The sequence below is a fragment of the Micromonospora sp. AMSO31t genome (assembly GCF_008868175.1).
Taxonomy (GTDB): Bacteria; Actinomycetota; Actinomycetes; order Mycobacteriales; family Micromonosporaceae; genus Micromonospora.
On sequence record NZ_WBKT01000081.1, the window covers coordinates 1 to 25,363 of the forward strand.

The 25,363-nt window shown below is 69.4% G+C and carries 39 protein-coding genes; 1 reads left to right on the plus strand and 38 read right to left on the minus strand.

What is annotated here, in order from left to right; genetic code table 11:
• Positions 1–76 precede the first annotated feature (76 nt).
• Positions 77–1,048 (plus strand): hypothetical protein, encoded by a 972-nt coding sequence (locus tag F8274_RS18580; RefSeq protein ID WP_225853860.1) that lies wholly within the window; start codon positions 77–79, stop codon positions 1,046–1,048.
• A 57-nt stretch (positions 1,049–1,105) separates the two neighbouring features.
• Here the strand turns inward: F8274_RS18580 and truA are convergent, their stop codons facing one another.
• The 38 genes from truA to F8274_RS18770 form a co-directional block, all read right to left on the minus strand.
• Positions 1,106–1,939, minus strand: coding sequence for a tRNA pseudouridine(38-40) synthase TruA (gene truA / locus F8274_RS18585; RefSeq protein WP_151463661.1), 834 nt, complete (start codon positions 1,937–1,939; stop codon positions 1,106–1,108).
• A gap of 67 nt (positions 1,940–2,006) precedes the next feature.
• Positions 2,007–2,573: a 50S ribosomal protein L17 gene (rplQ, locus tag F8274_RS18590; RefSeq protein WP_151463662.1), complete on the minus strand. Its 567-nt coding sequence runs from the start codon at positions 2,571–2,573 to the stop codon at positions 2,007–2,009.
• Between the two features lie 34 nt (positions 2,574–2,607).
• Positions 2,608–3,630 carry a DNA-directed RNA polymerase subunit alpha gene (locus tag F8274_RS18595; protein WP_007073009.1) on the minus strand — a complete coding sequence of 341 codons (1,023 nt, stop codon included), beginning with the start codon at positions 3,628–3,630 and terminating at the stop codon, positions 2,608–2,610.
• A gap of 96 nt (positions 3,631–3,726) precedes the next feature.
• Positions 3,727–4,353: a 30S ribosomal protein S4 gene (gene rpsD / locus F8274_RS18600; RefSeq protein WP_151463663.1), complete on the minus strand. Its 627-nt coding sequence runs from the start codon at positions 4,351–4,353 to the stop codon at positions 3,727–3,729.
• A 13-nt stretch (positions 4,354–4,366) separates the two neighbouring features.
• Entirely contained in the window at positions 4,367–4,774 is a 408-nt protein-coding gene (gene rpsK, locus F8274_RS18605) for a 30S ribosomal protein S11 (protein WP_148430066.1), read from the minus strand.
• 18 nt (positions 4,775–4,792) lie between these two features.
• Positions 4,793–5,173, minus strand: a complete 381-nt coding sequence (rpsM, locus tag F8274_RS18610; protein ID WP_151463664.1) for a 30S ribosomal protein S13 — start codon at positions 5,171–5,173, stop codon at positions 4,793–4,795.
• A 265-nt stretch (positions 5,174–5,438) separates the two neighbouring features.
• Positions 5,439–5,552 (minus strand): 50S ribosomal protein L36, encoded by a 114-nt coding sequence (gene rpmJ / locus F8274_RS18615; protein WP_088982067.1) that lies wholly within the window; start codon positions 5,550–5,552, stop codon positions 5,439–5,441.
• Positions 5,553–5,644: 92 nt separating this feature from the next.
• On the minus strand, positions 5,645–5,866 hold the full coding sequence (gene infA, locus F8274_RS18620) for a translation initiation factor IF-1 (RefSeq protein WP_007073013.1): 222 nt from the start codon (positions 5,864–5,866) through the stop codon (positions 5,645–5,647).
• 274 nt (positions 5,867–6,140) lie between these two features.
• A complete protein-coding gene (locus F8274_RS18625; protein WP_225853861.1) occupies positions 6,141–6,656 on the minus strand; it encodes a DUF1707 domain-containing protein in 516 nt (171 codons plus the stop codon).
• 91 nt (positions 6,657–6,747) lie between these two features.
• Positions 6,748–7,599, minus strand: a complete 852-nt coding sequence (gene map / locus F8274_RS18630; RefSeq protein WP_151463665.1) for a type I methionyl aminopeptidase — start codon at positions 7,597–7,599, stop codon at positions 6,748–6,750.
• Positions 7,600–7,688: 89 nt separating this feature from the next.
• Complete coding sequence (locus F8274_RS18635; protein WP_151463666.1) at positions 7,689–8,342, minus strand: adenylate kinase; 654 nt, start codon at positions 8,340–8,342, stop codon at positions 7,689–7,691.
• Positions 8,343–9,668 (minus strand): preprotein translocase subunit SecY, encoded by a 1,326-nt coding sequence (gene secY, locus F8274_RS18640; protein WP_151463667.1) that lies wholly within the window; start codon positions 9,666–9,668, stop codon positions 8,343–8,345.
• A gap of 234 nt (positions 9,669–9,902) precedes the next feature.
• Complete coding sequence (gene rplO, locus F8274_RS18645) at positions 9,903–10,346, minus strand: 50S ribosomal protein L15 (protein WP_151463668.1); 444 nt, start codon at positions 10,344–10,346, stop codon at positions 9,903–9,905.
• On the minus strand, positions 10,346–10,528 hold the full coding sequence (gene rpmD / locus F8274_RS18650; RefSeq protein ID WP_013473693.1) for a 50S ribosomal protein L30: 183 nt from the start codon (positions 10,526–10,528) through the stop codon (positions 10,346–10,348). Before rpmD ends, rplO begins: the two co-directional genes overlap by 1 nt.
• Complete coding sequence (gene rpsE, locus F8274_RS18655) at positions 10,528–11,142, minus strand: 30S ribosomal protein S5 (RefSeq protein ID WP_091262790.1); 615 nt, start codon at positions 11,140–11,142, stop codon at positions 10,528–10,530. Before rpsE ends, rpmD begins: the two co-directional genes overlap by 1 nt.
• Before the next feature lie 33 nt (positions 11,143–11,175).
• Positions 11,176–11,565 (minus strand): 50S ribosomal protein L18, encoded by a 390-nt coding sequence (gene rplR, locus F8274_RS18660; protein WP_151463669.1) that lies wholly within the window; start codon positions 11,563–11,565, stop codon positions 11,176–11,178.
• A complete protein-coding gene (gene rplF / locus F8274_RS18665; RefSeq protein WP_091262793.1) occupies positions 11,562–12,104 on the minus strand; it encodes a 50S ribosomal protein L6 in 543 nt (180 codons plus the stop codon). Before rplF ends, rplR begins: the two co-directional genes overlap by 4 nt.
• Positions 12,105–12,120: 16 nt before the next feature.
• The gene (gene rpsH / locus F8274_RS18670) at positions 12,121–12,528 is read right to left on the minus strand and encodes a 30S ribosomal protein S8 (RefSeq protein WP_148430080.1); all 408 of its coding nucleotides are present in this window, start codon (positions 12,526–12,528) and stop codon (positions 12,121–12,123) included.
• Positions 12,529–12,624: 96 nt separating this feature from the next.
• Positions 12,625–12,810, minus strand: a complete 186-nt coding sequence (locus tag F8274_RS18675; protein WP_007073023.1) for a type Z 30S ribosomal protein S14 — start codon at positions 12,808–12,810, stop codon at positions 12,625–12,627.
• A gap of 1 nt (position 12,811) precedes the next feature.
• Positions 12,812–13,381, minus strand: a complete 570-nt coding sequence (gene rplE, locus F8274_RS18680) for a 50S ribosomal protein L5 (protein WP_091317981.1) — start codon at positions 13,379–13,381, stop codon at positions 12,812–12,814.
• On the minus strand, positions 13,381–13,701 hold the full coding sequence (gene rplX / locus F8274_RS18685; protein ID WP_192579888.1) for a 50S ribosomal protein L24: 321 nt from the start codon (positions 13,699–13,701) through the stop codon (positions 13,381–13,383). The genes rplE and rplX overlap by 1 nt, the downstream gene beginning before the upstream one ends.
• Positions 13,698–14,066 carry a 50S ribosomal protein L14 gene (gene rplN / locus F8274_RS18690; RefSeq protein WP_007465279.1) on the minus strand — a complete coding sequence of 123 codons (369 nt, stop codon included), beginning with the start codon at positions 14,064–14,066 and terminating at the stop codon, positions 13,698–13,700. Before rplN ends, rplX begins: the two co-directional genes overlap by 4 nt.
• A 97-nt stretch (positions 14,067–14,163) precedes the next feature.
• Positions 14,164–14,439, minus strand: coding sequence for a 30S ribosomal protein S17 (gene rpsQ / locus F8274_RS18695; protein ID WP_151463671.1), 276 nt, complete (start codon positions 14,437–14,439; stop codon positions 14,164–14,166).
• Entirely contained in the window at positions 14,436–14,672 is a 237-nt protein-coding gene (rpmC, locus tag F8274_RS18700; protein ID WP_117665103.1) for a 50S ribosomal protein L29, read from the minus strand. Before rpmC ends, rpsQ begins: the two co-directional genes overlap by 4 nt.
• The gene (rplP, locus tag F8274_RS18705) at positions 14,672–15,097 is read right to left on the minus strand and encodes a 50S ribosomal protein L16 (protein WP_073834927.1); all 426 of its coding nucleotides are present in this window, start codon (positions 15,095–15,097) and stop codon (positions 14,672–14,674) included. Before rplP ends, rpmC begins: the two co-directional genes overlap by 1 nt.
• Before the next feature lie 3 nt (positions 15,098–15,100).
• Positions 15,101–15,973 carry a 30S ribosomal protein S3 gene (rpsC, locus tag F8274_RS18710; RefSeq protein WP_151463672.1) on the minus strand — a complete coding sequence of 291 codons (873 nt, stop codon included), beginning with the start codon at positions 15,971–15,973 and terminating at the stop codon, positions 15,101–15,103.
• On the minus strand, positions 15,973–16,446 hold the full coding sequence (rplV, locus tag F8274_RS18715; RefSeq protein ID WP_151463673.1) for a 50S ribosomal protein L22: 474 nt from the start codon (positions 16,444–16,446) through the stop codon (positions 15,973–15,975). The genes rpsC and rplV overlap by 1 nt, the downstream gene beginning before the upstream one ends.
• Before the next feature lie 40 nt (positions 16,447–16,486).
• Entirely contained in the window at positions 16,487–16,768 is a 282-nt protein-coding gene (gene rpsS, locus F8274_RS18720) for a 30S ribosomal protein S19 (protein WP_007073032.1), read from the minus strand.
• A gap of 12 nt (positions 16,769–16,780) precedes the next feature.
• Entirely contained in the window at positions 16,781–17,620 is an 840-nt protein-coding gene (gene rplB / locus F8274_RS18725) for a 50S ribosomal protein L2 (RefSeq protein WP_151463674.1), read from the minus strand.
• A 12-nt stretch (positions 17,621–17,632) separates the two neighbouring features.
• A complete protein-coding gene (gene rplW / locus F8274_RS18730) occupies positions 17,633–17,935 on the minus strand; it encodes a 50S ribosomal protein L23 (RefSeq protein WP_091317975.1) in 303 nt (100 codons plus the stop codon).
• Positions 17,932–18,582 carry a 50S ribosomal protein L4 gene (gene rplD / locus F8274_RS18735; protein WP_151463675.1) on the minus strand — a complete coding sequence of 217 codons (651 nt, stop codon included), beginning with the start codon at positions 18,580–18,582 and terminating at the stop codon, positions 17,932–17,934. The genes rplW and rplD overlap by 4 nt, the downstream gene beginning before the upstream one ends.
• Positions 18,579–19,244: a 50S ribosomal protein L3 gene (gene rplC, locus F8274_RS18740; protein ID WP_151463676.1), complete on the minus strand. Its 666-nt coding sequence runs from the start codon at positions 19,242–19,244 to the stop codon at positions 18,579–18,581. The genes rplD and rplC overlap by 4 nt, the downstream gene beginning before the upstream one ends.
• A gap of 11 nt (positions 19,245–19,255) precedes the next feature.
• Positions 19,256–19,564 carry a 30S ribosomal protein S10 gene (gene rpsJ / locus F8274_RS18745; protein ID WP_007073037.1) on the minus strand — a complete coding sequence of 103 codons (309 nt, stop codon included), beginning with the start codon at positions 19,562–19,564 and terminating at the stop codon, positions 19,256–19,258.
• 353 nt (positions 19,565–19,917) lie between these two features.
• Positions 19,918–21,111, minus strand: coding sequence for an elongation factor Tu (tuf, locus tag F8274_RS18750; protein WP_151463677.1), 1,194 nt, complete (start codon positions 21,109–21,111; stop codon positions 19,918–19,920).
• A gap of 224 nt (positions 21,112–21,335) precedes the next feature.
• A complete protein-coding gene (fusA, locus tag F8274_RS18755; RefSeq protein WP_151463678.1) occupies positions 21,336–23,432 on the minus strand; it encodes an elongation factor G in 2,097 nt (698 codons plus the stop codon).
• Between the two features lie 75 nt (positions 23,433–23,507).
• On the minus strand, positions 23,508–23,978 hold the full coding sequence (gene rpsG / locus F8274_RS18760; RefSeq protein WP_088647009.1) for a 30S ribosomal protein S7: 471 nt from the start codon (positions 23,976–23,978) through the stop codon (positions 23,508–23,510).
• A gap of 1 nt (position 23,979) precedes the next feature.
• Positions 23,980–24,354, minus strand: a complete 375-nt coding sequence (gene rpsL, locus F8274_RS18765; protein WP_007465318.1) for a 30S ribosomal protein S12 — start codon at positions 24,352–24,354, stop codon at positions 23,980–23,982.
• Positions 24,355–24,886: 532 nt separating this feature from the next.
• Positions 24,887–25,309 carry a hypothetical protein gene (locus F8274_RS18770; RefSeq protein ID WP_151463681.1) on the minus strand — a complete coding sequence of 141 codons (423 nt, stop codon included), beginning with the start codon at positions 25,307–25,309 and terminating at the stop codon, positions 24,887–24,889.
• Positions 25,310–25,363: the final 54 nt, after the last annotated feature.

A 25,363-nucleotide genomic window follows, 5' to 3' on the forward strand; every position in this document is an offset into this window, starting at 1 on the left:
CCGGGCGCCGGCACCACCGCCCCCGGCACCGGCTCCGGCACCCAGCCGGCCCGCCCCGCCGCGAGAGCCCGCTCCCGTGCCGCAGCCCACGCCGGCCGTGCCGGCGCCCGCGCCACCGGTGCCACAGCCGACGCCGGCCGCCGCGCCGGAGCCCACACCGGCCGCGGCGCCGCAGCCGGCGACGTCGACGACGTCGACCGCGGCCGACCCCGTCGTCCGGACCACCGATCCGCTGGAGGACCTGACCCGGCCCCGCCGGGCCGATCGCCGGCGCGGCGGCCGGGCCTGGCAGGTGCTGATCGGCGGCGCCGCCGTGCTGATGCTGCTCGCCCTCACGGGGCTGGCCGTCGCCGCCCTCCTGGAGGACCGGACCGCCACGCCACCGGCCAGCCAGCAGAGCAGCCAGCCGGTGGTGGAGCAGTCCGCCGCGGCCGACGGAACCGACCTGGACTCCCGGGACACCGACCAGGCGGCGCTCACCGCCAAGGAGGTCTTCCCCGGCCAGCAACTGGTGGTGGCCGACGGGCAGCCCGCGTACCGGGTGTTGAAGACGCACTCCAGCGGCAGCTGCGCGGTCGCGGCCACCGGCGAGATCGCCGACCTGCTGGTCCGCCTCGGCTGCAACCAGGTGGTCCGGGGCACGCTCCGCTCCCCCGACGGCGACCACCTGCTCACCGCCGGCCTCTTCAACCTGACCGACGTGGCCAGCGCCCAGCGGGCGCGCGACCGCATCCGGCCGATGCTCGACGAACGGCAGGGCCGGTTCCGCGGCATGGCGGCGAGCGAGGACACCGAGGCGGTGGCGACCGCCGCCGCCCGGGTCGGCTGGCAGGTCCGCGGGCACTACCTCGCCTACTGCGTCGTCACCCGGGCCGACGGGGAACGGATCGGCTCCGGCGACACGAAGGCCCGGGACATCCTGTACGACATGATCGAGGTCTACCTGAACCGGAGCGTGCTGGAGCGGCGAGCCAGCGGCGGGACGGCCAGCCAGCCCACCGACGGCCCGAGCGAGGGCACCGCCGGCCAGGACGGCACCCGCAACTGAGCACGGTCACCACGGCCCGTCGTCCCGTTTCCGGGGGCGGCGGGCCGCTTCCTGTACTCAGCCCTCGGTGAGCGGCACCCGGAGGCGGCGGGTGAGGTCGGCGCGGCGGGCGTACTCGGCGGGGTCGGCCGGGTAGCCGACCTCGACCAGGGCCAGCCCGTGCGCGGGCGCCACGGTCACCTCGCTGGCGCGTTCCCGGCGGTCCAGCAGGCCGGCCGGCCACTCCACCGGCCGGCGGCCGTCACCGGCCACCAGCATGGCGCCGACCAGGCTGCGCACCATGTTCTGGCAGAACGCGTCGGCCTGCACCGTGGCGACCAGGATGCCGTCCGGCTCGCGCCGCCAGTCCAGCCGGGCCACCTCGCGCAGCGTGGTGGCGTTCTCCTTGCGCCGGCAGTACGCGGCGAAGTCGTGCTCCCCCACGAGGCCGGCCGCGGCGGCGTTCAGCGCCGCCAGGTCCAGCGGCTTGGGCCAGGCCAGGGTGTCGGTGCGGCGCAGCGGCTCGGCGCCCCACGGCGCGTCGGTCACCCGGTACTCGTAGCGGCGGAAGGTGGCCGAGAAGCGCGCGTCGAAGTCGGCCGGCACCTCGGTCATCGCCCGCACCCGCACGTCGGTCGGGAGCAGCCGGGCCAACCGGCGCAGGAGCCTCCCGTCGTGCTGCCGCCACACCTCGGCCGGCAGGTCGAGGTGGCAGACCTGCCCGGTGGCGTGCACTCCGGCGTCGGTGCGGCCGGCCACGGTCAGTCCGGTCGCGGTGCCCGCGCCGAGGACCACGTCCAGGGTCTCCATGAGCACCCCGGCGACCGTGCGCCGGGCGGGCTGGGCGGCCCAGCCGGAAAAGTCGGTGCCGTCGTACGAGACGTCCAGCCGCAGCCGGGTCCGCTCGTCCACCTCGTACCTCCTGTGACGGAACGGGCCCGGCACCCCGAGGGGTGCCGGGCCCGGTCAAGCCCGATGATCAGGCCTTGCCGTTCTCCTCGGTCGCGAGGTCGCTGTCCTCGCGAGCCTCGGCGGTGTCACCGGAGGCCGAGACCGGCGCCTCGGCGTCCTGGTCGGCGACCTCGCTGGAGCGCGGGGCCTCCTCGGCCGGGGCCAGAGCCTCGACCTTGTCCTGCTGGGCGGCCTTGCGGGCGGCGGTCTTCTTGTTCGCCTTCGGCTCGGCGACCTGAAGCTCCTCCACCAGCTCGATGATCGCCATCGGAGCGGCGTCACCCTTGCGCGGACCGGTCTTCACGATCCGGGTGTAGCCACCGTTGCGGTTGGCGTACCGGGGCGCGATCTGGTCGAACAGGGCGTAGACCACGTCCTTGTCCTTGACGACGCCCAGCACCCGGCGCCGCGCGGCGAGGTCGCCGCGCTTGGCCTTGGTGATGAGCTGCTCGGCCAGCGGACGCAGCCGCCGGGCCTTCGTCTCGGTGGTCTGGATCTTGCCGTGCTGGAACAGCGCGGTGGCCAGGTTGGCCAGCATCAGCCGCTCGTGAGCGGGGCTGCCGCCGAGGCGGGGGCCCTTGGTGGGCGTGGGCATGCTTGGTGCTCCTCAGGTGTGGCGGCAGCGCGGACTAGAGCTGCTCGGTCTCGCGGTAGTCGTCGGTGTCGTAGTCGGCCTCGCCGAAGGCGTCCACGACGTGCGCCGGGTCGAAGTTCGGAGCCGAGTCCTTCAGCCCCAGGCCCATCCCGGCGAGCTTCATCTTGACCTCGTCGATCGACTTCTGCCCGAAGTTGCGGATGTCGAGGAGGTCGGCCTCGGTACGCCCGATCAGCTCACCAACGGAGTTGATGCCCTCGCGCTTGAGGCAGTTGTAGGAGCGGACGGTGAGGTCCAGCTCCTCGATCGGCAGGGCCAGGTCGGCCGCCAGCTGGGCGTCCTGCGGGGACGGCCCGATGTCGATGCCCTCGGCGGTCTCGTCCAGCTCCCGGGCCAGCCCGAACAGCTCCACCAGCGTCGAGCCGGCCGAGGCCAGCGCGGTGCGCGGGCCCATCGACGGCTTGGTCTCGACGTCGATGATGAGCCGGTCGAAGTCGGTCCGCTGCTCGACACGGGTCGCCTCGACCCGGTAGGTCACCTTGAGCACGGGCGAGTAGATCGAGTCGACCGGGATCCGGCCGATCTCGGCGCCCGCCTGCTTGTTCTGCGCCGCGGTGACGTAGCCGCGACCCCGCTCGACGGTCAGCTCCATGTCGAGCCGGCCCTTGCCGTTCAGGGTGGCGAGCTTCAGGTCCGGGTTGTGCACCGAGACACCGGCCGGGGGCTGGATGTCACCGGCGGTCACGTCGCCCGGGCCCTGCTTGCGCAGGTACATGCTGACCGGCTCGTCGTGCTCGGAGCTGACGCACAGCTCCTTGATGTTCATGACGAGCTCGACCACGTCCTCCTTGACACCGGGGATGGTGGTGAACTCGTGCAGGACACCGTCGATCTTGATCGAGGTGACCGCCGCACCCGGGATGGACGACAGCAGCGTGCGCCGCAGCGAGTTGCCCAGGGTGTAGCCGAAGCCCGGCTCCAGCGGCTCGATGGTGAACCGGGAACGGGTCTCGTTGATCGACTCTTCGGAGAGAGACGGTCGCTGGCTGATGAGCATCTTTTCTCTTCTCTTCCGGGGCGCCCGCTATATGACGCCCACGACACAAACTGTTCCGGTGGCCCGCCCCGGAGGACGGGCCACCGCAACGAGCCCTTACTTGGAGTAGAGCTCGACGATCAGCTGCTCCTGGACCTGGGTGTCGATCACCTGGCGGGCCGGGAGCGAGTGCACGAGGATCTTCATCTGGCTGGGGATCGCCTCGAGCCAGGCCGGAACCGACCGCGAACCGGCCTGAGCCTGCGCCACCAGGAACGGGGTGAGCTGCTTGCTCTTCTCCCGGACCTCGATGATGTCGTGCTCCTTGACGCGGTACGACGGGATGTCGACCTTCTTGCCGTTCACCGTGAAGTGACCGTGCTTGACCAGCTGGCGGGCCATGTCCCGGGAACCGGCGTAGCCGGCCCGGTAGACCACGTTGTCCAGCCGCGACTCGAGGATCTGCAGGAGGACCTCACCGGTCTTCGCCTGCTTGCCCACGGCCTCCTCGTAGTAGCCGCGGAACTGCTTCTCCAGCACGCCGTAGACCCGGCGGGCCTTCTGCTTCTCACGGAGCTGGAGCAGGTACTCCGTCTCCTTGGTGCGGCCGCGGCCGTGCTGCCCGGGCGGGAACGGCCGGGACTCGAACGGGCACTTCGGGCCATCGCACTTGCTGCCCTTGAGGAACAGCTTCATCTTCTCCCGCCGGCAACGGCGGCAGTCAGCACCGGTGTAACGAGCCATCTCTCTCTACCTCTCAGACCCGACGACGCTTCGGCGGACGGCACCCGTTGTGCGGCTGCGGGGTGACGTCGGAGATCTGCCCGACCTCCAGCCCGGCGGCCTGCAGCGAACGGATGGCGGTCTCCCGGCCGGAGCCGGGGCCCTTGACGAACACGTCGACCTTGCGCATGCCGTGATCCATGGCCCGGCGCGCGGCGGCCTCGGCGGCCAGCTGCGCGGCGAACGGGGTCGACTTGCGCGAGCCCTTGAAGCCCACCTGGCCCGAGGAGGCCCAGGAGATGACCGCACCGGTCGGGTCCGTGATGGACACGATGGTGTTGTTGAAGGTGCTCTTGATGTGCGCCTGCCCGTGGGCGACGTTCTTGCGTTCCTTGCGCCGGACCTTCTTGACGGCGGCTCCGGCACGAGCCTTCGGTGGCATAAGTCTGTGCGCTCCTAGTTACTTCTTGCCGGGCTTCTTCTTGCCGGCCACGGTCCGCTTCGGGCCCTTCCGGGTCCGCGCGTTGGTCTTGGTCCGCTGGCCACGGACGGGCAGGCCCCGGCGGTGCCGGATGCCCGCGTAGCAGCCGATCTCGACCTTGCGGCGGATGTCGGCGGCGACCTCGCGGCGAAGGTCACCTTCAACCTGGTAGTTGGCCTCGATGTGGTCGCGGAGCTGCACGAGCTCCTCGTCCGTGAGGTCCCGAGCGCGCTTGTCCGGCGAGATGCCGGTGGCGGCGAGCGTCTCCAGGGCGCGGGTGCGACCGACCCCGAAGATGTAGGTGAGCGCGATCTCCAACCGCTTGTCGCGGGGGAGGTCCACGCCGACTAGACGTGCCATGTGCGGGCGTACTCCTCGTGATGTTGTGGCGGAGGTGTGGACCCGTCCCACCCCGCTACCGACCGTCCCTGTCCTTCCGGCGCGATCAGCGCCGGCGACCGGGATCGGTCGCTGCCCGAGCGGGCCCCGGCCTCCGACCGGGGGTCAACCACGAGGGGGTACGCGCTGCGTACCGCTCGCGGCTGGGACGAGCTGGTGATGTGTGTGTCGGATCTGCCACCCGGGCCGGTTCCGCCGCCGCTCGTCACGGTCGGCGGGAAACGGTTCAGCCCTGGCGCTGCTTGTGGCGCGGGTCAGAACAAATGATCATGACCCGGCCGTGCCGGCGGATCACCCGGCACTTGTTGCAGATCCTCTTGACGCTCGGCTTGACCTTCACGGTTGCCTTACTTCCCATCTGGCCCGGAGACGCGACGATGCGCGACCCGGACGTCGAAGACGGACACGGGGACGTCCCGGCCGTCGTCAGGCTTACTTGTAGCGGTAGACGATGCGCCCGCGGGTCAGGTCGTACGGCGAGAGCTCGACGACGACCCGGTCCTCCGGCAGGATGCGGATGTAGTGCTGCCGCATCTTGCCGCTGATGTGAGCCAGCACCTTGTGGCCGTTCGCGAGCTCTACCCGGAACATGGCGTTCGGCAGGGGCTCGATGACCCGACCCTCGATCTCGATGGCTCCGTCTTTTTTCGGCATGTCCTCCGCTGTCCTGACGTCGGTTGCTCCGGACGGCCCACAACGTCTTACACGGGCTCCGGCGGGAATCGCCGAGCCCGAGCCAGCCGCGGCTCCGAACTCCCACCGAAGCGCAGGGTGGGCATGCCGGAGTGGACGCTGTGCGCCGATCTGAAAGTGTACGCCCGCCTGCGCGCCGTCGCCAAACCGACCACCGGGCGGGTCACCGTGACGGAGGACATTCGCCGGGCTCACCCGCCGGCTGTGGCACCGGCCACACCCGGCGGGCGGTCGATCAGCGGCGCCGGCGACGGTCCCGCCGGGCCCGGACACGCCGCTCGGCCGGGCGCCACCCGTGGTCGTGACCGCCCACGGTACGCATCAGCAGGAAGAAGCCCCACGGCCCGATCGCCCAGACCGGCCAGTAGTGCCCGAGGTGCCCGGAGCCGAGAGAGGCGAACAGCCAGATCGCGGTGAGGATCGCGGCGACCCGCAGCCACGGCGACCAGATGGCGAGCAGCCAGCCGGTGCCCCGCCCACTGTCCACGACCGGCGCGCCCGCATCGGTGGCGGCGGGTGGCGCCGGGGGCGGCCCGGCGGGCGCCACCGCGGCGCGCTGCGCGGGCGCCGGCCCGGGCAGGTCGGCCACCACCTCGTCCAGGTCGGCGTAGGTCTTCGCGCCGTACGCCCGGCCCAGCCGCTCGTCGTACTCGTGCAGGCCGAGGCGGCCCTCCTCCAGGGCCACCCGGAGCCGCTCCGCCGTGGCCTCCCGGTCGGCGTCGGCCGCCCGCATCCCGCTCCGCCCGTCCATGCCGGCAAGCATGACACCGTCCCGCCAGCGGGCGGTACCGCACCGGGGCGGGACAGCGAGGCGCGAACCGCCCGAGCGAGACGTTTCCCGGTCAGACGGCCGGAGAGCCGGCGGGCTGGCGCGCGGTGATCAGGTCGCCGAGCCGGGCCCGGCCGCCGTCCTCGGCGGTCAGCACCCAGACGCCGTCGTCCAGCAGCGCCATCGAGTGCTCGACGTGCACCGCCATCGACCGGTCGCGGGTCACCACGGTCCAGCCGTCGTCCAACTCGGCGGTGCGCGCGGAGCCCATGGTGATCATCGGTTCGATGGCCAGCGCCATGCCCGGCACCAGGCGCGGGCCCTTGCCCGGGCGCCCGTGGTTCAGCACGTGCGGGTCCTGGTGCATCTCGGTGCCGATGCCGTGCCCGCCGTAGCCGTCGACGATGCCGTACCGGCCGCCCTTGCGGACCGCGGTCTCCACGGCGTGGGAGATGTCGGTGAGCCGGCCCTTGCCGCTCGCCGCGCCCCGCGCGGCGGCGGCGATGCCGGCCCACATGGCGTCCTCGGCGACCGCGGCCATCTTCAGCAGCGCCGGCTCGACCTCGCCGACGCCGACCGTGACGGCCGCGTCGCCGTGCCAACCGTCGAGCACCGCGCCGCAGTCGATCGAGATGATGTCGCCCTCGCGGAGCACCTGCGCCGGCGACGGGATGGCGTGCACCACCTGCTCGTTGACCGACGAGCAGATCGACGCCGGGAAGCCGTGGTAGCCCTTGAACGACGGGACCGCGCCGGCCTCCCGGATGGTGGCCTCGGCGATCGCGTCGAGATCGGCGGTGCTCACGCCGGGCGCGACCGCCTCCCGCATCCGGCTCAGCGCGCGGGCGACCACCAGACCGGCGGCCCGCATCAGCTCGATCTGCTCGGGGGTCTTCAGCTGGATGTCCAGCTGGGGACGACGCATGGAGGCGACACCTTTCGTTGCGCGGAACAGCGGGGCACGTCGCACGTACCCCGCTGTTCGCACTCTATCCGCCGGAGCCCGGCGGGACGTCAGCCGCCGTACGAGCGGAGGGCGTCGATGGCGCGGACGGTGACGTCCTCCACCGGGCCGGTCGCGTCGATGCCGACGAGCTTGCCCTGGGCGCCGTAGTAGTCCACCAGCGGCGCGGTCTTCTCGGCGTACTCCCGCAGCCGGGCCGCGATGGTCTCCGGCTTGTCGTCGTCCCGCTGGAACAGCTCGGCGCCGCAGCGGTCGCAGACGCCCTCGCGCGTGGTGGCGTCGAACTCGACGTGCCAGATCTTGCCGCAGCCGCGGCAGGTGCGCCGGCCGGAGAGCCGCCGGATCACCTCGTCGTCGTCGACCACCAGCTCCAGCACGAGGTCCAGCGCCGTGCCGAGGTCGGCGAGGAGCTTGTCCAGCGCGGCGGCCTGCGGGGTCGTCCGCGGGAAGCCGTCGAGGAGGAAGCCCTCGCCGGCGTCCGGCTCGGCGAGCCGGTCCCGCACCATGTTGATGGTGACCTCGTCCGGCACCAGCTTGCCGGCGTCCATGTACCGCTTCGCCTCGACTCCCAGGGGCGTGCCCTGGGAGACGTTGGCCCGGAAGATGTCACCGGTCGAGATCTTCGGCACCGAGAGGTGAGCGGCGATGAACTCCGCCTGCGTGCCCTTGCCCGCGCCCGGCGGGCCAACCAGAACGAGTCGCATCTACCGCAGGAACCCTTCGTAGTTCCGCTGCATGAGTTGGCTCTCGATCTGCTTCACGGTCTCCAGACCGACGCCGACCATGATGAGCACAGCGGTGCCGCCGAACGGGAAGTTCTGGAACTGCTGGTTGTCGAGCCAGATGAAGAAGAAGTTCGGCAGGATCGCGACGACGCCCAGGTAGAGCGCGCCCGGCAGGGTGATCCGGCTGAGGATGAAGTCGAGGTACTCGGCGGTCGGCTTGCCGGGGCGGATGCCCGGCACGAAGCCGCCGTACTTCTTCATGTTGTCCGCGACCTCGGTCGGGTTGAACGTGATCGACACGTAGAAGTACGTGAAGAAGATGATCAGCAGGAAGTAGATCGCGATGTGCTCCGGCGCCGCGGCCTTCACGATGTGGTTCTGGATCCAGGCCTGGGTCTTCCCCGGGTTGTTCTGGTCGAAGAACTGGAGTGCGAGCTGCGGCAGGTAGAGCAGCGACGAGGCGAAGATGACCGGGATGACGCCGGCCTGGTTCACCTTGAGCGGGATGTAGGTCGACGTGCCGCCGTACATCCGCCGGCCGATCATGCGCTTGGCGTACTGCACCGGGATCCGGCGCTGGGCCTGCTCGATGAACGTGACCGCGGTGATGACCAGCAGGACCAGGGCGATGACGAGGAGGAACATCCCCCAGCCCTTGGTGGTCTTGATCTTCCAGCCCTCGCTGGGGAGCCGGGCCGCGATCGAGGTGAAGATCAGCACGGACATGCCGTTGCCGACGCCCCGGTCGGTGATCAGCTCACCGAGCCACATCACCATGCCGGTGCCGGCGGTCATCGTCATGACCAGGATGGTCAGCGTCAGCCAGTCCGGGATGCCGGTGCCCCGCGGGACGATCGGGAACTGGTCGCACTGGTTGTTGAAGAGCTGACCCGAGCGCGCCAGCGCCACGAACGCCGAGGACTGGAGGATGCCCAGGCCCAGCGTCAGGTAGCGGGTGTACTGGGTGATCTTCGCCTGGCCGGCCTGCCCCTCCTTGCGGAGCTGCTCCAGGCGCGGAATGACCACGGTCAGCAGCTGCAGGATGATCGACGCGGTGATGTAGGGCATGATGCCCAGCGCGAAGACCGACAGCTGGAGCAGCGCGCCACCGGAGAAGAGGTCCAGCAGGCCCAGCACACCGGTGCCGCCCTGGACGGTGTCGAGGCACTTCTGCACGTTGCCGTACGAGACGCCCGGGCTGGGCAGCGTGGCGCCCAGCCGGTAGACCGCGATGATGCCTACTGTGAACAGCAGCTTCTTGCGCAGGTCAGGCGTACGGAACGCACTGAGAAAGGCGGACAGCAACTTCTTCCTCCTGCGCGACGCGGGCCGCCGGTGATGATCCCTGGCGGAGCGGGGTGGGTGCCGGGCGGACCGCCCGATATCCATAGCTGGGAAGGGACTCTAACAGCCCGACCCGGGTCCGGGCAGATGCGCCCGGCTACATAAAACGAATCCGATGTTACCCGGCGCACATGTGCCAGGTAGAGCACGGCGCCCGCCCAGTTGCGGACAACTGAGCGGGCGCCATGACGTGCCTTACAGCTCGGTGACCGAGCCGCCGGCCGCGGTGATCTTCTCCTTGGCCGACGCGCTGAACGCGTGCGCCGACACCTGGAGAGCCACGCCGCCGAGGTCGCCGGTGCCGAGCACCTTGACCGGGTGGCCCTTGCGGACCGCGCCGGACTCGACCAGCTCGGCCGGGCCGACCTGGCCGCCGTTCGGGAAGAGCTCGGCGAGCCGGTCCAGGTTGACCACCTGGAAAACGACCTTGAACTTGTTCTTGAAGCCCTTCAGCTTCGGCAGGCGCATGTGGATGGGCATCTGCCCACCCTCGAACGCCGCCGAGATGTTCTTCCGGGCCTTGGAACCCTTGGTACCGCGACCGGCGGTCTTGCCCTTCGAGCCCTCACCGCGACCCACGCGGGTCTTGTCGGTCTTGGCTCCGGGCGCCGGGCGCAGGTGGTGAACCTTGATCGTCATTACTCGACCTCCTCGACCTTCACGAGGTGGTTGACCGTGAAGATCATGCCCCGGATCTCCGGCCGGTCCTCCTTGACCACCACGTCGTTGATCCGCTTGAGACCGAGCGAACGCAGCGAGTCACGCTGGTTCTTCTTGGTCCCGATCTCGGACCGGACCTGGGTGACCTTCAGGCGTGCCATCAGGACGCCACCCCCGCCCGCGACGCCAGCATGGCGGCCGGCGCGACGTCCTCGACCGGCAGACCACGACGGGCCGCGACCTGCTCCGGCGACTCGAGCGCCTTCAGGGCCGCCACCGTGGCGTGCACGATGTTGATCGGGTTGGACGAGCCGAGGCTCTTGGAGAGCACATCGTGGATGCCCGCGCACTCCAGCACGGCACGGACCGGACCGCCGGCGATGACACCCGTACCGGCCGAGGCCGGCTTGAGCAGCACCACACCGGCCGCGTCCTCGCCCTGCACCGGGTGCGGGATCGACTGGCCGATCCGCGGCACCTTGAAGAAGTGCTTCTTGGCCTCCTCGACACCCTTGGCGATCGCCGCGGGCACCTCCTTGGCCTTTCCGTAGCCCACACCGACGGTGCCGTCGCCGTCGCCCACGATCACCAGGGCGGTGAAGCTGAAGCGACGACCACCCTTCACGACCTTGGCGACGCGGTTGATCGCGACGACCCGCTCGAGGTGCGGGGTCTTCTCGACGGGCGCGTTTCCGCGGCCGCCCTCACGGCGGTTGTCGCGGCGACCACCCTCGTTGCCACCGGACCCGCCGCCACGGCGCTGTTGACCTGGCATCAGCAGCCTTCCTTCTCTCTCGTGACGGGGTTTCTAGAACTCGAGCCCGGCTTCGCGGGCGGCTGCGGCAAGCGCGGCGACCCGCCCCGCGTACCGGTTGCCACCGCGGTCGAAGACGACCTTCGAGACGCCGGCGGCCTTGGCGCGCTCGGCGAGCAGGGCGCCGACCTTGCCGGCCAGGGCGCTCTTGTCGCCCTCGGCGCCGCGCAGCGAGGCGTCCATGGTCGAGGCCGACGCCAGGGTGTGACCCTTGGTGTCGTCCACGATCTGGGCGACGATGTGCCGCAGGGAGCGGGTGACGACCAGGCGGGGACGCTCGGTGGTGCCGCTGACGTTCTTGCGGACCCGGAAGTGCCGGCGCGCACGCCCGACGGCCCGCTTGGCGGCGACGCCGCGGCGGCGCTTGAGCAGCGTGGCGCTCACTTCTTACCTGCCTTTCCAGCCTTGCGGCGGATGACCTCGCCCTGGTACTTCACGCCCTTGCCCTTGTAGGGCTCCGGCGGGCGGATCTTCCGGATGTTGGCGGCGACCTCGCCGACCTGCTGCTTGTCGATGCCGGCCACGTGGAACAGCGTCGGCCGCTCCACCGTGAAGGTGATGCCCTCCGGGGCCGGAACCAGCACCGGGTGCGAGAAGCCGAGCGCGAACTCGAGGTCCTTGCCCTTGGCGGTCACGCGGTAACCGGTACCGGCGATCTCGAGGCTCTTGCGGTAGCCCTCGGTCACGCCGACGATCATGTTGGCCACCAGCGTACGGCTCAGGCCGTGCAGCTCCTTGGCCTTGCGCTCGTCGTTGGGCCGGTTGACGTGCAGCGCGCCGTCCTCGCCCCGCTCCGCCGTGATCGGCTCGGCCAGTACGTGGCTCAGCTCGCCCTTGGGGCCCTTGACCTTGACGGTCTGGCCGTCGATGGTGATGTCGACGCCGGCTGGCACCGGGATCGACTTACGTCCAATACGCGACATTTCTACCTGTCTCCCGTTACCAGACGAAGGCGAGGACTTCCCCGCCAACGCTCCGCTTGCGGGCCTGCCGGTCGGTGAGCAGCCCCTGGGACGTCGAAATGATCGCCACGCCCAGCCCGCCGAGCACCCGCGGGAGCCCGTCCGACTTGGCGTACACCCGGAGACCGGGCTTGGACACGCGCTTGATGCCGGCCAGGCTCCGCTCCCGGTTCTGGCCGTACTTCAGCTCGACGACCAGTCGCTTGCCGACGGCACCCTCTTCGGGCTCCTCGACCGACCAGGCGGCGACATAACCCTCGGCCTTGAGGACCTCGGCGATGTTCGCCTTGATCTTCGAGTAGGGCATCGTCACCCGGTCGTGGTACGCCTGGTTGGCGTTACGCAGACGCGTGAGCATGTCTGCGATCGGGTCGGTCATCGTCATGAAATTCGTCAACCTTTCTCGCCGGGGTTCCCCGGGCCAGGCCCGGGGCCTACGGCGAAGAGACAGTTCAGCTGACGCGCGGAGCGCGCCGGGCTATTACCAGGAAGCCTTGGACACGCCGGGCAGCTCACCGCGGTGGGCCATCTCCCGGATGCACACCCGGCAGAGACCGAACTTGCGGTAGACCGCCTTCGGACGCCCGCACCGCTGGCAGCGGGTGTACGCGCGAACCGAGAACTTCGGCTTCGCGGCCGCCTTGAGGATCAGCGCCTTCTTGGCCATCTCAGTTCTCCTTGAACGGGAAGCCCAGGAGCTTGAGCAGCGCCCGGCCCTCGTCGTCGGTCGTGGCGGTCGTGACCACCGTGATGTCCATGCCCCGCTGGCGATCGATCTTGTCCTGGTCGATCTCGTGGAACACCGACTGCTCGGTCAGACCGAACGTGTAGTTGCCGTGGCCGTCGAGCTTGCGCCCGTCCAGGCCGCGGAAGTCGCGGATACGCGGCAGCGCGATGGAGAGCAGCCGGTCCAGGAACTCCCACATCCGGTCGCCCCGCAGGGTGACCTTCGCGCCGATCGGCATGCCCTCACGCAGCTTGAACTGCGCGATGGACTTGGTCGCCCGCCGCACCAGCGGCTTCTGGCCGGTGATCGTGGCCAGGTCGCGGACGGCGCCGTCGATCAGCTTGGCGTCCCGAGCGGCCTCGCCGACGCCCATGTTGACGACGATCTTGACGAGCCCGGGCACCTGCATGGGGTTGCCGTAGCTGTACTGCTCCTGCAGCTTCGCCACGACCTCGTTGCGGTACCGCTCCTTGAGGCGCGGCAGGGTCTTGGTTTCGGTAGCCGTGGTCATCAGAGGTCCTTACCGGTGCTACGCGCGATGCGGACCTTCTGGCCGTTGTCGTCGACCCGGTAACCGACGCGGGTCGGCTTGCCGTCGGAGTCCAGGACCTGCACGTTCGAGACGTGGATCGGGGCCTCCTGGGTGACGATGCCACCGGTCTTGGCGCCACGCTGGGTGGTGCTGATGCGAGTGTGCTTCTTGACCCGGTTCACGCCCTCGACCAGGACCTTGTCCTGCCGCGGGTAGGCCGCGATGACCTTGCCCTTGGCGCCCTTGTCCTTGCCGGCGATGACGACGACCGTGTCGCCCTTCTTGACCTTCACGGTCACAACACCTCCGGCGCGAGAGAGATGATCTTCATGAACCGCTTGTCCCGCAGCTCGCGGCCCACCGGGCCGAAGATGCGGGTACCGCGCGGGTCCCCACCGTCCTTGATGATGACGGCAGCGTTCTCGTCGAAGCGGATGTACGACCCGTCCGGCCGCCGCCTCTCCTTGGCGGTGCGAACGACGACAGCCTTGACGACGTCGCCCTTCTTCACACCGGCACCGGGGATCGCGTCCTTGACCGTGGCCACGATGACGTCGCCGATGCTCGCGTAGCGCCGACCGGAGCCACCGAGAACCCGGATGCACAGGATCTCCCTGGCACCCGTGTTGTCGGCGACACGCAGTCGCGACTCCTGCTGAATCACGTCTATCTCCTATGTCTGCCGGTTCTCCGGCCACCGGGGGTGGCCGGAGCCTGGCGGAACCTGCGCCCGACCGAAGCCGGCCGAGCTCGAGCCTTCGCTACTTGGCCTTCTCGAGGATCTCCACGACCCGCCACCGCTTGGTGGCGGACAGCGGCCGGGTCTCCATGATCAGGACCCGGTCGCCGATGCCGGCCGAGTTCTGCTCGTCGTGGACCTTCAGCTTGCTGGTGCGGCGCATGATCTTGCCGTACAGCGCGTGCTTGACCCGGTCCTCGACCTCGACCACGACGGTCTTGTCCATCTTGTCGCTGACCACGAGGCCCTCGCGCACCTTGCGACGGGCCCGCGCGGCGGCGGTCGTGTTCTCACTCATGATGCAGTCACCTCAGTCGGCGCGGCCGAGAGACCCAGCTCACGCTCACGCATGATCGTGTAGATCCGGGCGATCTCCCGACGGATGACCTGCAGCCGTCGGTTGTTGTCGAGCTGCCCGGTTGCGCCCTGCACGCGGAGGTTGAACAGCTCCGCCTTCGCCTCGCGCAGCTTCGTGACCAGCTCCTCCTCGGAGAGCTCACGCAGCTCGGAGGCCTTGACGCCCGCTGCCATCAGGATTCACCCACTTCGCGCGTAACAATGCGGCACTTCATCGGGAGCTTGTGGATCGCACGACGCATCGCCTCTCGCGCGATCTGCTCGTTGGGGAAGGACATCTCGAAGAGAACCCGCCCCGGCTTGACGTTGGCGACCCACCACTCGGGCGAACCCTTACCGGAACCCATCCGGGTTTCGGCCGGCTTCTTGGTGAGGGCCTGGTCCGGGAAGATCGTGATCCAGACCTTGCCGCCACGCTTGATGTGACGGGTCATCGCGATACGCGCCGACTCGATCTGACGGTTGGTCACGTACGCCGGCTCGAGAGCCTGGATCCCGAACTCGCCGAACACCACCCGGTTACCGCCCTTGGACGCGCCGTGGCGGTCCGGGTGGTGCGGCTTGCGGAAGCCCTTCGGGGGCTTGCGCGGCATCAGCATCTGTCAGCCCTCCTGCTGCGTCTCTGCCGGCTGAGTGGCGGCCGCGGCGACGGCGCCGGCGTCAACCGGCTCGCCGCTCGGCGTCTCGGCCTGCTGCGCGATGGTGGTCGCGGCAGCCCGGCCGGCCTCGGTACCGCCGGCGGTCGTACCCGACGAACCCGACCGGCCACGGCGCGGCCGCTCCGGCCGGTCGCCACGGTCGCGGCGCGGGCCGCGCGACGGGGCGGCCTCGGCCGGGGCCTCGCGGCCCGGGACGGCGTCGCCCTTGTAGATCCAGACCTTCACGCCGATCCGGCCGAAGGTGGTACGGGCCTCGAAGAAGCCGTACTCGATGTTGGCCCGCAGCGTGTGCAGCGGGACCCGGCCCTCGCGGTAGAACTCGGTCCGGCTCATCTCGGCGCCGCCGAGACGGCCCGAGACCTGAACCCGGATGCCCTTGCAGGCGGGGTTCTTCATCGCGGACTGCATCGCCTTGCGCATGGCCCGACGGAAGCTGACCCGGCTGGACAGCTGCTCGGCGACGCCCTGGGCAACCAGCTGCGCGTCCGACTCGGGGTTCTTCACCTCGATGATGTTCAGCTGGACCTGCTTGCCGGTGAGCTTCTCCAGCTCGCCGCGGATCCGGTCGGCCTCCGCACCCTTACGGCCGATGACGATGCCCGGCCGGGCGGTGTGGATGTCCACGCGGACCCGGTCCCGGGTGCGCTCGATGTCGACCTTGGAGATGCCGGCGCGCTCGAGGCCCTTGGACATCATCCGGCGGATCTTGACGTCCTCGCCGATGTAGTCCTTGTAGAGCTTGTCCGCGAACCAGCGGGACTTCCAGTCGGTCGAGATGCCGAGCCGGAACCCAGTGGGGTGAACCTTCTGACCCATTACTCGGCACCTTCCGTCGTGCTCTGCCCCTCAGCCGCTCCGGCCTGGTTGGTCGCCTCGGCCTTCGTCTGCGCCTGGGCCTTCTTCGCCGACTTCTTCGGCGCGGCCGGCGCGACCGCCTCGACCGCCACGGTGATGTGGCAGGTCCGCTTGCGGATCCGGTACGCCCGGCCCTGCGCCCGCGGCCGGAACCGCTTCATCGTCGGGCCCTCGTCGACGAACGCCTCGCTGACGAGCAGCGCGTCGGGGTCCAGCCGCTCGTTGTTCTCCGCGTTGGCGATCGCGCTCGCGAGCACCTTGTACACCTGCTCGCTCGCAGCCTGCGGCGCGAACTGCAGCACCGTGAGCGCCTCCTTCGCGGGCAGGCCGCGGACGAGGTTGACCACCCGGCGCGCCTTCATCGGCGAGATGCGCACGTGCCGCGCAACCGCCCGCGCGCCCGGAAGCACCGGAGCGTCGCCCTTTCCTGGCATCGCTGTAACCCCTTGTTCCTCTATCCGTATGCCCGCGGCGTCAGCGCCGGCGGCTCTTCCGGTCGTCCTTCTCGTGACCCTTGAACGTGCGGGTCAGCGCGAACTCGCCGAGCTTGTGCCCGACCATGGCCTCGGTCACGAAGACCGGGACGTGCTTGCGTCCGTCGTGCACGGCGATCGTGTGACCCAGCATCTCCGGGATGATCGTCGAGCGCCGCGACCAGGTCTTGATGACGTTCTTCGAGCCCTTGTCGTTCTGCGTCTCCACCTTCTTGAGCAGGTGGTCGTCGACGAACGGGCCCTTCTTCAGGCTGCGAGGCATGTCTTATCTCCCTCAGCCGCGCTTACGCGTGGCGTAGCGGCGGCGGACGATCAGCCGGTCGCTCGGCTGGCCCTTACGACGGGTGCGGCCCTCGGGCTTACCCTGCGGGTTGACCGGGTGGCGACCACCGGAGGTCTTACCCTCACCACCACCGTGCGGGTGGTCCACCGGGTTCATGGCGACACCACGGACGGTCGGGCGCTTGCCCTTCCACCGCATCCGGCCGGCCTTACCCCAGTTGATGTTCGACTGGTCGGCGTTGCCGATCTCGCCGACGCTGGCGCGGCAGCGCACGTCGACCCGCCGGATCTCGCCGGACGGCATGCGGAGGGTCGCGTACGCGCCCTCACGGCCGAGCAGCTGGATGCCGACGCCGGCCGAGCGGGCCAGCTTGGCACCGCCGCCCGGACGCAGCTCCACGTTGTGGATGGTGGTACCGACCGGGATGTTGCGCAGCGGCAGGTTGTTGCCCGGCTTGATGTCGGCGCTCGGCCCCGACTCCACCCGGTCGCCCTGCTTCAGGTCCTTCGGCGCGAGGATGTAGCGCTTCTCGCCGTCGGCGTAGTGCAGCAGCGCGATGCGCGCGGTGCGGTTCGGGTCGTACTCGATGTGCGCGACCTTCGCCGGCACGCCGTCCTTGTCGACCCGCTTGAAGTCGATCAGGCGGTACTGCCGCTTGTGGCCGCCACCGTGGTGCCGGGTGGTGATCCGGCCGTGGGCGTTGCGTCCGCCCTTCTTCGGCAGCGGAGCCAGCAGCGACTTCTCCGGCGTCGACCGGGTGATCTCGGCGAAGTCGGCAACGCTCGAGCCACGCCGGCCCGGCGTCGTCGGCTTGTACTTACGGATAGCCATTGTCTACACCCCTCAGCTGACCGGGCCGCCGAAGGCCTCGATACGGTCACCGTCAGCCAGCTTCACGATCGCCCGCTTGGTGGACTTGCGCTGACCGAAGCCGGTCTTGGTGCGCTTGCGCTTGCCCTCGCGGTTGAGCGTGTTGACCGTCAGGACGCGGACGTTGAAGATCTGCTGGATAGCGATCTTGATCTCGGTCTTGTTGGCGTCCGGGTGCACCAGGAAGGTGTACCAGTTCCGGTTCAGCTCGCTGTAGCTCTTCTCCGAGACGACCGGGGCGACGATGATGTCGCGCGGATCGGCGATCGTGCTCACTTGCCACCCTCCTCGGTGGTCTCGGCGGGAACGCCCAGGAACTCGTCCAGGGCCTCCTTCGTGAAGACCACGTCGTCGGCCACCAGCACGTCGTACGTGTTGAGCTGGCCGGCCTCGATCAGGTGCACCCGCGGCTCGTTGCGCAGCGACACCCAGTTCAGCTCGTCGGTGCTGCTCAGCACGACCAGGACCCGACGGGCCTCGGTCAGCTTCGCCAGCGTGGCCAGCGCGGCCTTGGTCGACGGCTTCTCGCCCGAGACGAATGCCTCGACGACGTGCACCTGGCCGGCGCGCGCCCGGTCGGAGAGGGCGCCACGCAGGGCGGCGGCCTTCATCTTCTTCGGGGTGCGCTGGCTGTAGTCGCGCGGCACCGGGCCGTGGACCACGCCACCGCCGGCGAACTGCGGCGCGCGGATCGAGCCCTGGCGGGCACGACCGGTGCCCTTCTGCTTGTACGGCTTCTTGCCTCCACCGGAGACCTCGCCGCGGGTCTTGGTCTTGTGCGTGCCCTGCCGGGCCGCCGCCAGCTGAGCCACCACGACCTGGTGCATCAGCGGGATGTTGGCCTGAGCGTCGAAGATGTCGGCGGGCAGCTCGACGGAGCCGGCCTTGTTGCCTTCGACGTTGAGGACGTCAACGGTGGTCACTTGGCCGCACCGCCCTTCTTCACCTTGGTCTTGGCCGCGGTGCGGACCAGGACCAGCGCGCCCTTCGGGCCCGGAATGGCGCCGCGGACGAGCAGGAGGTTGTTGTCGGTGTCCACCGCCTGGACGGTCAGGTTCTGGACGGTGTAGCGAACGCCACCCATCCGACCCGCCATCCGGGTGCCCTTGAAGACGCGACCCGGGGTCGCGCAGGCGCCGATCGAGCCCGGCGAGCGGTGCTTGCGCTCGACACCGTGGCTGGCGCGCAGACCGTGGAAGCCGTGCCGCTTCATCGGGCCGGCGTAGCCCTTGCCCTTGGTCTTGCCGGTGACGTCGATGGTCACGCCGGCCGGGAACTCCTCGACCGTGACCTCCTGGCCGGCCGAGTAGTCCGCGGCGTCCGCGGTGCGCAGCTCGACGATGTGCCGGCGCGGCGCGACGTCCGCCTTGGCGTAGTGCCCGGCGATCGGCTTCTTGACCTTGCGCGGGTCGATGGCCCCGTACGCCAGCTGGACCGCGGAGTAACCGTCCTTGTCGGCGCTACGAACCTGGCTCACGACGCACGGGCCGGCCTGAACCACGGTCACGGGAACAACGCGGTTGTTGTCCCAGACCTGGGTCATGCCGAGCTTTGCGCCCAGGATCCCCTTGACTTGCCTGTCCATTTGTCCGGTCCCTACAGCTTGATCTCGATGTCGACGCCAGCCGGCAGGTCGAGGCGCATGAGCGAGTCGACCGTCTTCGGGGTCGGGTCGATGATGTCGATCAGACGCTTGTGCGTACGCATCTCGAAGTGCTCGCGCGAGTCCTTGTACTTGTGCGGCGAGCGGATGACGCAGAAACGGTTGATCTCCGTGGGCAGCGGCACCGGGCCAGCGACCTGCGCCCCGGTACGCGTCACCGTCTCGACGATCTTCCGAGCCGAGGAGTCGACGACCTCGTGGTCATAGGCCTTGAGCCGGATGCGGATCTTCTGTCCCGCCATGGTGGCTTCTGTTCCTTCTCTCGATGCCGCTGTGTTGCGGGCGCCTGTACCGGCTGGTACAGCCCCACTTCGCCGACCCCCGCGGTCGGGCGTGTCGCGCCCGTGGGCCGGGCTCCGCCCCGGGACTCCGGAGCGATTTCCGACCACGCGGTGGGTCATGGCGCCGATCGCGGTGACCGCGACCTGGACGCCGCGCGAGGGTGGTTGACCGCCAGGGGCGATCAACCACCCTACGCGAGACTGTCTGACTCCCGGAGGTCCAGCGTTAACCGGACGCGGGCGACTGACCGTCGTTACGCAACCTGACTAGTATGCCGCACGACCGGCGGCGACGCTAATCGGGGTTACCCAGCTCACTTGACGATCTTGGTGACGCGACCAGCGCCGACCGTGCGGCCACCCTCGCGGATCGCGAACTTGAGGTTTTCCTCCATCGCGATGGGCTGGATCAGCTTCACGGCCATCGTGGTGTTGTCGCCCGGCATGACCATCTCGGTGCCCTCGGGCAGCGTGACGACGCCGGTGACGTCCGTGGTCCGGAAGTAGAACTGCGGACGGTAGTTCTGGAAGAACGGGGTGTGCCGGCCGCCCTCCTCCTTGGAGAGGATGTAGACCGTCGCCTCGAACTCCGTGTGCGGGGTCGTGGTGCCCGGCTTGACGACGACCATGCCGCGCTCGACGTCCTCGCGCTTGATGCCGCGGAGGAGCAGACCGACGTTCTCGCCGGCGCGGGCCTCGTCGAGCAGCTTGCGGAACATCTCGATGCCGGTGCAGGTGGTCTTCATCGACTTCTCGCGGATGCCGACGATCTCCACCTCCTCGTTCGGCTTGAGGATGCCGCGCTCGGCGCGACCGGTGACGACGGTGCCACGACCGGTGATCGTGAACACGTCCTCGATCGGCATCAGGAACGGCTTCTCGGTCTCGCGCTCCGGCTGCGGGATCGCGGTGTCGACAGCGTTCATGAGGTCCATGAGCTTGCCGGTCCACTCGGGGTCACCCTCGAGGGCCTTCAGCGCCGAGACCCGCACGACCGGCAGGTCGTCACCCGGGTACTCCTGCGACGAGAGCAGCTCGCGGACCTCGAGCTCGACGAGCTCCAGGAGCTCCTCGTCGTCGACCATGTCGCTCTTGTTGAGCGCCACGACGATGTACGGCACACCGACCTGACGGGCCAGCAGCACGTGCTCGCGGGTCTGCGGCATCGGGCCGTCGGTCGCCGCCACCACCAGGATCGCGCCGTCCATCTGGGCGGCACCGGTGATCATGTTCTTGATGTAGTCGGCGTGACCGGGGCAGTCGACGTGCGCGTAGTGACGCGCCTCGGTCTGGTACTCGACGTGCGCGATCGAGATCGTGATGCCGCGGGCCTTCTCCTCCGGCGCCTTGTCGATCTCGTCGAACGGCGTGTACGGGTTGAGGTCCGGGAACTGGTCGTGCAGGACCTTCGTGATGGCCGCCGTCAGCGTCGTCTTACCGTGGTCGATGTGACCAATGGTGCCGATGTTGACGTGCGGCTTAGTCCGCTCGAACTTCGCCTTCGCCACTGGTGTCCTCCTGTGGACTTTCTTGGTTCGTTCGCCCCGGTGCGCCGGTCGGCGCTTAGGACTCTGTCGACAGCCTTTCCGACCTGACGGCCGGAGAGCCTTTGGTGGGTTCTGCGGCGATGAAGCCTACAGGCCCGGAATTCACACAACCCGACCGAGGTGGCCGCGGGCGGGAGATCCCTCCCGCGACCGCCCCCGGATCATCGGGTCAGCTCAGGTGAGCGTCACTCACCCGTCGCCTTGGCGATGATCTCCTTCGCCACGCTCTGAGGAACCTCGGCGTAGGAGTCGAACTGCATGCTGTAGCTAGCCCGGCCCTGGGTCTTCGACCGCAGGTCGCCGACGTAGCCGAACATCTCCGACAACGGCACCAGGGCCCGGACGATGCGGGCGCCGCTGCGCTCCTCCATCGCCTGGATGATGCCCCGCCGGGAGTTGAGGTCGCCGATGACGTCACCCATGTTCTCCTCAGGGGTGGTGACCTCAACGGCCATCATCGGCTCGAGCAACGCGGGGTCGGCCTTGCGGGCCGCCTCCTTCATCACCATCGAGCCGGCGATCTTGAACGCCATTTCCGACGAGTCGACCTCGTGGTACTGGCCGTCCAGCAGCGTCAGCTTGACACCCACCAGCGGGAAGCCGGCGAGAATGCCGTACTGCATGGCGTCCTGGGCGCCCGCGTCCACCGACGGGATGAACTCCCGGGGGATGCGGCCACCGGTGACGGCGTTCGCGAACTCGTAGGTCGGCGAGTCGTTGTCCAGCGGCAGCGGCTCGATGCTCACGATCACGCGGGCGTACTGGCCGGAACCACCGGTCTGCTTCTTGTGGGTGTACTCGATCTTCTCCACCTTGCGGCGGATCGTCTCGCGGTACGCCACCTGCGGCTTACCGATGTTCGCCTCGACGTTGAACTCGCGGCGCATCCGGTCGACCAGGATGTCCAGGTGCAGCTCGCCCATGCCGGAGATGACCGTCTGACCGGTCTCCTCGTCCAGCTTGACGCGGAAGGTCGGGTCCTCCTCGGCCAGCCGCTGGATGGCGGTGCTGAGCTTCTCCTGGTCAGCCTTGGTCTTCGGCTCGATCGCGACCTCGATGACCGGCTCCGGGAAGGTCATCGACTCCAGGATGACCGGGTTGGCCGGGTCGCAGAGCGTGTCGCCGGTGGTGGTCTGCTTGAGACCCTGCACCGCGATGATGTCGCCAGCCTGGGCCGAGCCGCGCTCTTCCCGCTTGTTGGCGTGCATCTGGTAGATCTTGCCGATGCGCTCCTTGCGGTCCTTGGTGGAGTTGACCACCTGGGTGCCGGTCTCGACCACACCGGAGTAGACCCGGACGTAGGTGAGCTTGCCGAGGTGCTTGTCGGTCTGGATCTTGAAGGCCAGGCCGGAGAACGGCTCGGACTTCGACGGCTTCCGCTGCATCGGCGTCTCGCCGTCGGTGGCGGTGCCCTCGATGGCCGGGACGTCCAGCGGCGACGGCAGGAAGTCGACCACGGCGTCGAGCATGGGCTGCACGCCCTTGTTCTTGAACGCCGAGCCGCAGAGCACCGGGTTGGCCTTGCTGGCGATGGTGGCGCGCCGGATGGCGGCCTTGATCTCCTCGACGGAGATCTCCTCGCCCTCCAGGTACTTCTCCATCACCGAGTCGTCGACGTCGGCCAGGGTCTCCATCAGCTTCTCGCGCCACTCGGCCGCGGAGTCGGCCAGGTCGGCCGGGATCTCCTCGATCGCGTAGTCCTCACCCTTCTGGGTCTCCCCGCGCCAGGTGAGCGCCCGCATGCCGATCAGGTCGACGACGCCGATGTGGTCGCCCTCGAGCCCGATCGGGATCTGGAGCACCAGCGGAGTGGCGTTGAGCCGGTCGATCATCATCTGCACGCAGCGGAAGAAGTCGGCACCGGTCCGGTCGAGCTTGTTGACGAAGCACATCCGCGGGACGTGGTACTTGTCGGCCTGCCGCCAGACGTTCTCCGTCTGCGGCTCCACGCCGGCGACACCGTCGTAGACCGCGACCGCACCGTCCAGCACCCGCAGCGACCGCTCGACCTCGACCGTGAAGTCGACGTGACCGGGCGTGTCGATGATCTGGATCGTGTGGCCCTTCCACTCACACTTGGTAGCAGCGGAGGTGATGGTGATGCCACGCTCCTGCTCCTGCTCCATCCAGTCCATGACGGCAGCGCCCTCGTGGACCTCACCGATCTTGTACGTGATACCGGTGTAGAACAGGATCCGCTCGGTGGTCGTGGTCTTACCGGCATCGATGTGCGCCATGATGCCGATGTTGCGTACGTTGGCGAGCGCGTCTGCGGCGGCCACTTCAATCCCTACTTATCGTCGTCTAGACACAACTGGTGGCGGTTCCGGCGCCTCGTGGGCGCCGGAACCAGGGTGTTACCAGCGGTAGTGCGCGAAGGCCTTGTTGGACTCGGCCATCTTGTGCGTGTCCTCGCGCCGCTTGACGGCGGCACCGAGGCCGTTGCTCGCGTCCAGCAGCTCGTTCATCAGCCGCTCGACCATGGTCTTCTCGCGACGGGCCTTGGAGTACGTCACCAGCCAGCGCAGGCCGAGGGTGGTCGCGCGGGCCGGACGGACCTCGACCGGCACCTGGTAGGTGGCGCCACCTACACGGCGGCTGCGCACCTCGAGGGTGGGCTTGACGTTGTCCATCGCGCGCTTGAGCGTGACGACCGGGTCGGTGCCGCTCTTCTCGCGGCAGCCCTCCAGGGCGGCGTAGACGATGCGCTCGGCGAGCTGGCGCTTGCCGCGCATCAGGATCTTGTTCACCAGCTGGGTGACCAGCGGCGAGTTGTACACCGGGTCAGCGACCAGCGGCTTCCGCGGAGCGGGTCCCTTACGCGGCATGTCAGCTCTTCTCCTTCTTCGCGCCGTAACGGCTGCGAGCCTGCTTGCGGTTGCGGACACCCTGGGTGTCCAGCGAGCCGCGGACGATCTTGTACCGCACGCCGGGGAGGTCCTTCACACGACCGCCGCGGACGAGCACGATCGAGTGCTCCTGCAGGTTGTGGCCGACGCCCGGGATGTAGGCGGTCACCTCGATCTGGCTGCTGAGCTTGACGCGAGCGACCTTGCGCAGCGCCGAGTTCGGCTTCTTGGGGGTGGTGGTGTACACGCGGGTGCACACGCCGCGCCGCTGGGGAGACCCCTTGAGCGCCGGGGTCTTGGTCTTGGTCGTCTTGGCCTGACGGCCCTTTCGGACCAGCTGCTGAATGGTGGGCACCGGGTTTCTCCGCTCCCTTCGGCCGCTGCGAGGCGACCGCGCCGTCTGCTCTAGCCGGCCTGATGGACGGCTCTCCTACATTCCAACCAGGGCCACCTGACGGGGTCCCAGCACCCGCGGTCGGGCGTGTCGCCCGAGTCACGGTCCCGGCCCGGTCACGTGCGTGTCCGACCGGGTTTTTGTCACCGACGCAGGAAACTCCCGCCGCCAGGTCTTGCGGCTCTGTCGTGCGGCCGCGCGATCACCGGCTCACCGGCTCCAGCGCACGCACGCATTGCCCGGGCTGGCCCGGGCACAAGGGGAAAGAGTACCTACCACAGCCGCGCCGGTCAAAACGGAGCGGCTCGGGAGAACCGCGTCGCGGTCCGCCGGCCGATCACATCGTGCCCACGCGCCCGTCATGGGCACCTACGGTGACAAGTGTACCGGCTTCCGCGGCGCTCGGCCCGGCGGCCCCCGTTCCGCCCGCGCACCGGAGATCCCGGCATACCGGTCATTGTCGGTCAATGCGCGGCCCGACCGCCCGGCCCGGTCACGTGATCTGCACCACCAGGGCCAGAGCAAGCCCGGCCAGGCTCACCAGCAGGCCCACTCCCCCGCAACTGAGCCCGGCGACGGCCAGGCCGCGCCCGGTGAACCGGACCGCCGGCGGCGGCGCCGGCCGCCGGATCTGTCGCCGGGCCAGCAGCCCCGCCACGACGGCCGCCGTGCCGGCGATCACCCCCAGCACGGTGAACGCCCCGGCGGCCCAGGCGCCACCGTAGTTCCGCCCGGCCACACCGAAGCAGAGGACCAGCAGCGACACCAGGATCGAGGCGATCCCGATCACCAGCGACCCGATGGCGAGCCCCGACGTGACCGGCGGCACGTCCAGGTGGACCACCCCGAACGGGGTGCCCGGGACCGCGTCGACGCGCTTCGGCGGGCGCGGCGCCTCGCGCGGGGGCGGCGGCACCGACGCCGGGGGCACCGGACCCCAGCCACCGCCGGCCGGCGCGCCGGTCGCCGG